This is a genomic window from Acetobacter sp. P5B1 (assembly GCF_018811985.1).
Classification (GTDB): Bacteria; Pseudomonadota; Alphaproteobacteria; order Acetobacterales; family Acetobacteraceae; genus Acetobacter; species Acetobacter cerevisiae.
In genome coordinates this window covers 1-7,300 of the sequence record NZ_JACRVS010000047.1, presented here as the reverse complement: position 1 = coordinate 7,300, position 7,300 = coordinate 1, and the positions used below count along the sequence as shown (strand labels likewise).

The 7,300-nt window shown below is 54.7% G+C and carries 4 protein-coding genes and 1 pseudogene; 4 read left to right on the top strand and 1 reads right to left on the bottom strand.

The features are described 5' to 3' along the window. Positions 1-194: hypothetical protein (locus tag KP703_RS14890; RefSeq protein WP_215755493.1), on the bottom strand; the 194-nt coding region annotated here is incomplete at its 3' end. Between the two features lie 650 nt (positions 195-844). On the opposite strand from KP703_RS14890, the gene KP703_RS14885 reads away from it, so the two are divergent. From KP703_RS14885 to KP703_RS14870, 4 genes and pseudogenes are all read left to right on the top strand, one after another. After that, a complete protein-coding gene (locus tag KP703_RS14885) occupies positions 845-1,441 on the top strand; it encodes a restriction endonuclease subunit S (protein ID WP_215755492.1) in 597 nt (198 codons plus the stop codon). 35 nt (positions 1,442-1,476) lie between these two features. Then, a complete protein-coding gene (locus tag KP703_RS14880) occupies positions 1,477-3,003 on the top strand; it encodes a type I restriction-modification system subunit M (protein ID WP_215755491.1) in 1,527 nt (508 codons plus the stop codon). Next, a complete protein-coding gene (locus KP703_RS14875) occupies positions 2,993-4,228 on the top strand; it encodes a restriction endonuclease subunit S (RefSeq protein ID WP_215755490.1) in 1,236 nt (411 codons plus the stop codon). The genes KP703_RS14880 and KP703_RS14875 overlap by 11 nt, the downstream gene beginning before the upstream one ends. A gap of 30 nt (positions 4,229-4,258) precedes the next feature. Then, positions 4,259-7,300, top strand: a pseudogene (locus KP703_RS14870) (type I restriction endonuclease subunit R); the annotation flags it as partial.

Genomic DNA, 7,300 nt, shown 5'->3' with positions numbered 1-7,300 from the left:
CCCAGCACCCTGTTGGCAACCAGCCTGACCTTCTGGCCAACCATACGCGTCAGAATGACCGTCCCTTCCAGGACACTGTCATCCACGTTACCAGCAAGAGCCTCACTGACAGCAAAATCAAGCAGCCGGTGCAGGGCGACAATTTGCATGAGGTCCACCTCAGTGGCGGACGAAATCGTAGTACGATCAGACATTGTTTTCTCTCGTTCAAAGCATGAAGGAACGAGACGCACCACCCCAATCCTCACTTCCCAACGATACAGGGAACAAAATCCTCTGGGGAATTTGGGGTCATGCGCCTCACAACGCCCACCCCGAAAAATGACACCTTCACACCCCGTCATCAGGGCGCACCGCAGGTGCAAGAGCGCTGGAAGCGGAGAAAAAGAGCGGCTTTGATTTTTGCGTCGCAAAAATGCCGCGATAGAACAAAAAAAACGTAGCGATTTCATATGCATAACGGAGTGTGCATATGAAATTGAGGTAGCGTGCCCTCACACACCCAAAAACCGGGACACGCCAAGAAAAAGGAAAATGGCTGTTTTCTGCCGTTTTTCAGGAATTGTGACACCAACGACGCTTTGCGTGACACCTGTCATGACACCACAGATGACAGCTCCAGCCAGTGTCACTGGCTCCATGACACCATTTAAGGTGGCGTCATGACGCCGTCATTCCGGCCTCTCAGAGAGCACCAAAGGTGCGATAGAAATGACACCCACATGACACCGTCATGACGGCATCACCACCCCATGAAGATAAAATTTACGGGAGTATTTCTTTGCACCAAAGGCAATGGTAAAATGTCCTTGACGACTCTCTCCCGATCGCTTACCTAAATCACATGAAAGCAAATGGCGCACAAAAAACGGATCTGATGGCGGTCGCCAGCATCTCGGCGGGGCACCCGTTCAGAGGACGGATTGACCCCGTTGCGGGTGCGGAAACAGCTGTCGTGCAGATGCGGGACACCTTCTCTTCAGGCGTGGACTGGACGTCCTGCGTGCGGACGGAAGTGAGCGGGCGGCGTGAGCCAGACTGGCTGCGTCCGGGCGATATTCTCTTCCCGGCCCGTGGCAATGGGTCACAGGCAGTTCTGATTGATGAGCGCATTGGCAGCCTTCAGGCTGTCGCCGCTCCGCACTTCTTTCTTTTGCGCGTGTCGCGTCCAGACGTGCTGCCCGCCTATCTGGCATGGTGGCTCAATCAGGAACCCGCACAGCGGCATCTGGAGCAGAACGCCCAGAGTTCCACCCTGGTCCGCAACATCGCCCGGCCAGTGCTGGAAGCCACGCCCGTTGTGCTGCCTCCCCTGCCCCGACAGAAACAGATTGTGGGACTGGCCAATGCCATGCAGCGCGAGGAGGCGCTTCTGCACCGCCTCCGCCAGACCAGCCAGCAGATCATGACCGGGCTTGCCAGAGACCTTCTGGCGGGCTGACACTCCCTTGACGTTTTGAAACAGGATTTAAGTTCGTGACCGAGCAGATTTCACAAGACACCATCAACAAGGCGCTCTGGAACGCCTGTGACACCTTCCGTGGCACTGTCAGCCCCGACACTTACCGGGATTACGTGCTGACCATGCTGTTCCTGAAATACATCTCCGATGTGTGGCAGGACCATTATGACGGCTACAAAAAGGAATATGGCGACAATCCAGCCCTGATCGAAGCCATGCTTCAGCAAGAACGCTTTGTTCTGCCGAAAGGTGCGGATTTCTATACCCTCTACAAAGAGCGCAATGCCCCCGGAAATGGTGAACGGATTGATAAAGCCCTGCACGCCATTGAAGAAGCCAACGGCACCAAGCTGAAGGACGCAGGCAAAAGCGTGTTCCAGGACATCAGCTTCAACTCTGACAAGCTGGGTGATGAAAAGCAGAAAAACACCATTCTGCGGCATCTGCTTGAAGATTTTGCCAAACCGGACCTGAACCTGCGGCCCTCGCGCGTGGGCAATCTGGATGTGATCGGCAATGGTTACGAGTTCCTGATCAAGAACTTTGCCGCCAGTGGCGGCCAGAAGGCCGGCGAATTCTATACCCCGCCCGAAGTCAGTGAACTGCTGGCCCGTATTCTGAGCCCGCAACCGGGTGAGAGCATCTGTGACCCGGCCTGTGGTTCGGCCTCCCTGCTCATGAAGTGCGGCAAACAGGTGACGCAGAACCACAAGGGCAGCCGGGATTACGCCCTGTATGGGCAGGAAGCCATTGGTTCCACATGGTCCTTCGCCAAGATGAACATGTTCCTGCATGGCGAGGACAATCATCGCATTGAATGGGGCGACACCATCCGCAACCCCAAGCTGCTGGATGATAAAAACCACCTGATGCGCTTTGACGTGGTGACAGCCAACCCGCCCTTCAGCCTCGACAAATGGGGGCATGATGAGGCGGAGCAGGATGTGCATCATCGCTTTGCCCGTGGCGTGCCGCCCAAGACCAAGGGCGATTACGCCTTTATTCTGCACATGATCGCCACTCTGAAAGATCGCACCGGCCGCATGGGCGTGGTGGTGCCGCATGGCGTGCTGTTCCGAGGCAGTTCGGAAGGCAGGATCCGCCAGAAGCTGATTGAGGAAAACCTGCTGGACGCCGTGATCAGCCTGCCGGAAAAGCTGTTCTTTGGCACGGGGATCCCCGCCGCCATTCTGATCTTCCGCAAAGACCGCAAGACCAAGGACGTGTTGTTTATTGATGCCAGCCGGGAATTCAAGGCAGGCAAGAACCAGAACGTGCTGACTGAAGACAACATCACGAAGATTGTGGACACCTACCGCGCCCGCAAGAACGTGGACAAATACGCCCACCTCGCCACGCCGGACGAGATCAGGGAGAACGACTACAACCTGAACATTCCGCGTTATGTTGATACGTTTGAGGAAGAAGAGGAGATTGACCTGAACGCCGTGCGCACGGAACGGGCGGAGATCAAGGCCGAACTGGTAAAGCTGGAAGCACAGATGGACGCTTATCTGAAGGAGCTGGGTTATGCTTCCTGAGGGGTGGAAATATTCCAATCTTGGAGAATTTGCGTCCAACATCACTAGCGGATCACGGGATTGGGCACAGTATTATTCTGATACTGGAGATAAATTTGTAAGAATGACCAACCTTGCACGTGATGGAGTCAAAATTTCAGAAAATGACATGAAGTTCGTCTCCATTCCGCATGACTCCACTGATGGAAAACGCACAGCATTGAAGAATGGAGACATTCTCATTTCCATCACAGCGGAACTTGGAAAAATCGGTCTAGTTCCGAACGGATTTGGAACAGCATTTATCAATCAGCATCTTGCTTTAGTCAGATTAAAGACTGCGACTGCTTCCAGCACATTCGTCGCTTACGCCTTGTCTTCAAAGAAGCTTAATCAAAAAATGAACTCTCTAAACGATGCTGGCGCAAAAGCCGGACTGAATCTTTCGACCATTCGTTCTTTTCCAATTCTCCTCCCCCCTCTCCCCGAACAGAAGAAGATCGCGGCGATCCTCTCGACGTGGGATCGTGCGATTGAGGGAGCGGAGAAGCTTCTGGCCAACAGCCAGCAGCAGAAAAAAGCCCTCATGCAACAACTCCTCACAGGCAAAAAACGCCTGCCGGGGTTCACAGGGGAGTGGAAAGTTAATCGTCTGGGAGAGATATATTCATCTTTTACTGGATTAAGCGGCAAAACGAAAAATGACTTCGGTTCAGGATATAAATATATCACGTACAAAAATGTATTTTTAAATTCTTGCGTTAACATAAAAGATATTGAATACGTTGAAATAAAAACAAACGAAAATCAAAACAAGCTACAATATGGAGATATTTTATTCACAACCTCTTCTGAGACTCCAGAGGAAGTAGGGATGAGTTCTGTGTTTTTATATGGAGGCAATGACATATTTTATCTTAATTCATTCTGCTTTGGCTTTAGACCCAAAAAATCACTCGTAATGAATCCCAATTTTTCTCAATTTCTGTTTAGAGGAGAGGAAATTCGACGCAAAATTCAATTATTAGCTCAGGGTGCGACAAGGTATAATATTTCAAAAAATAAACTTTCTGAAATATCCCTCAATCTTCCCCCACTCCCCGAACAGAAAGCCATCGCTGCTGTCCTGAGCACATCGGACGAAGAAATCACGGCCCTTGAATCCGACCTCGCCCGCCTGCGTCAGGAGAAGAAAGCCCTGATGCAGCAGCTTCTCACGGGCAAACGTCGCGTGACGGTCGATTAAGTCATTTCAGCTTGCAGGATATTTGACACCATGCCTCCCGCCCCAAAATTTCAGGAAGAATACAGCGCCAAACTGCCCGCACTGGCCCTGCTCAGCATGCTCGGCTGGCGGTTTCTACCCCCATCCGAAGCACTCGCCTTGCGGGGCGGCAAGCAGGGTGCCGTGGTGCTGGACACACTCCTGCGGGCGGAACTGAAAAAACGCCGCTTCACGTTTGAAGGACAGGAACACGCTCTGTCCGATCAGGCCATTGAACGGCTTGTCTCTCACGTCACGCATCCGGACTTTGTCTCCGGCCTGCGTGACGCCAATGAGAAGATGACAACGCATCTGCTGTTCGGCATTGCCATTACCGAGTTCATCGACGGACGCAAAGCCAACCCGACCATCGCCCTCATCGACTGGCAGAACCCGGAAAATAACAGCTTTACCTTTACCGAAGAATTCAGTGTCCTGCGCACGGATCTGACACAGACGCGCAGACCGGATATCGTGTGTTTCGTCAACGGCATTCCGCTGGCCGTGATCGAGGCCAAGCGCCCTGATGGCCAGCCGGGCAAAGGCCCGACCGTGGAGGCCGGGATTTCCCAGAGTATTCGCAACCAGAACAAGGACGAAATTCCGCAGCTTTTTGCCTACAGCCAGCTTCTGCTGTCCATCACCGGGCATGACGCGCGCTATGGCACCTGCGGCACACCCAAAAAATTCTGGGCAAGCTGGAAGGAAGAGGACATTCCTGAAAGCCGGATGGAGGCGCTCAAGAATACGCCGCTTTCGACGGCCCAGAAAGACGCGCTGTTTGCCGACCGGAAGCCCCCTGCGCGGGACTGGTTCGAGGACTGGGCGTCCCGCCCGCTGCATGTCACGGATCAGGACCGGCTGCTGATCGGCCTGCTCTCGCCCGATCGCCTGCTGGACATGGCGCGGTTCTTCACGCTGGTCGACCGCAAGGCAGGCAAGATCGTCGCCCGCTATCAGCAGGTTTTCGGCATCAAGCGCCTGCTGGAACGCATCAAGTCCCGCCGCAGTGATGGCGGGCGTGAGGGCGGCGTGGTCTGGCACACCACCGGGTCCGGCAAGTCCTTCACCATGGTGTTCCTCAGCCGCGCCCTCATTCTGGATGACGACCTCAAACAGTGCCGTATTCTGGTGGTGACAGACCGCAAGGATCTGGAACGCCAGTTGAGCACGACCTTCTCCACCGGTGGCGAACTGGCGGACAAGAAGGACAAGGAAGAGGCGCTCGCGACCTCAGGCCGCCGTCTGGCGCAGCAAATCGGGCATGGGCAGGAACGGATCATCTTCTCGCTCATCAACAAGTTCCACACCGCCACCGCTCTGCCCGAATGCCATAATGACAGCGCGGACATCATCGTGCTGGTGGATGAAGGCCATCGCAGTCAGGGCGGTGAGAACCATGCCCGCATGAAGCACGCCCTGCCCAACGCCGCCTTCATCGCCTTTACCGGCACACCGCTGCTCAAAGGGAGTGAGACCACCAACCGTTTTGGCAGGATCATCCACTCCTACACCATGCAGCAGGCTGTCTCGGATGGAACCGTGACACCCCTGCTCTATGAAGAACGCAAGCCCGATCTTAACGTTAATGAGGAAGCCATTGATGCTTGGTTCGAGCGCATCACGCAGGGGCTGACCGAGGAGCAGGTCACGGATCTCAAGAAGCGTTTTGCCCGCGCCAATCAGGTGTACAAGGCCGATGATCGCATCCGGCTGATCGCCATGGAGCTGGCCACACATTTTGACAACAATATTGATAAAGACCTCAAGGGCATGCTGGCCTGTGACAGCAAGCTCTCCGCCATCCGCTACAAGCAGTATCTGGATGAGGTCGGTCTGTTCGAGAGCGCCATCGTCATGAGCCCGCCCGATACGCGGGAAGGCCATACGGAAGTCGATGAGCGCAAGAGCCGGAAATCCAGACCTGGTGGAAGGAGAATGTCGGCAGCCAGAGCGAGGATGACTACACGCGTGGCGTGATCGAGCGCTTCGAGAAAGACCCGGACCTCAAGCTGATTATCGTGGTCGACAAGCTGCTGACCGGCTTTGATGAACCGAAGAACGCGGTGCTGTATATCGACAAGCCTCTGAAGCAGCACAATCTGCTTCAGGCCATTGCCCGCGTGAACCGGCTGCATGACCAGAAGAAGCACGGACTGCTGATTGATTATCGCGGCATTCTGGCAGAGCTGGACACCACGCTTGCCCGCTATGACCAACTGGCAGCCGAAAATGTCGGCGGATATGACCCGAAGGATATTGCCGGGCTGTATAGCCAGATGAGCACGGAGTATCGGGAACTTCCGGCCCTACACAAAGCGCTCTGGGCCATTTTTGACAGTGTGAAGAACAGAAGCGACCTCCAGCAACTTCGCTCCGTGCTGATGCCCCGCATGCTGGAGGAGCACGGCCAGATGGTGGACGTGAACCTCAAGCGCCGGGATGATTTCTATGAGGCGCTGACAAAATTTGCGGCTTGCCTGAAAGTGGCGCTGCAATCCGTGGCGTTCTTTGAAGACACCAGCTTTACGGAAAAGGACCGCGCCACCTACAAGGAGACGCTGAAGCAACTGACCAGTCTGCGCCAGATGGTGATGCAGGATACGGGTGAGACGGTGGACTTCGACCAGTATGCCGAGCAGGTCAAGAAGTTGCTGGACCGGCACGTCGCCGGGGTGAAGGTGCATGAGTCTGGCGGTCTGTATGCCGTGGGCAAGATGGGGCAGAAGCCGGAAGACAACGAGCCCGAAAACTGGAGCGAGGAGAAAACCCGCAACGAGACGGACCTGATTCGCACCCGTGTGACGAAAATGATCGACTACGAGATGCAGGATGATCCGTATGCGAAGGAAGCGTTCTCGGCCCTGCTGCGCAAGGTGATCGCGGAAGCAGAGAGCCTGTTTGATCATCCGCTCAAGCAGTTCATGCTGTTTCAGGAGTTTGAGGAACAGGTGGCCAACCGCAAGCTGGAGAACATTCCGACTGTTTTTGAGGGGCACCGGCATGCGCAGGCCTATTATGGCGTGTTCTTCAAAACACTTGCTGCCATCTTCA

Excerpts from the sequence above, each read along its gene's own strand:
- KP703_RS14885 (WP_215755492.1), top strand. The coding sequence starts at position 845 with ATGAAAGCAAATGGCGCACAAAAAACGGATCTGATGGCGGTCGCCAGC.
- KP703_RS14875 (WP_215755490.1), top strand. The coding sequence starts at position 2,993 with ATGCTTCCTGAGGGGTGGAAATATTCCAATCTTGGAGAATTTGCGTCC.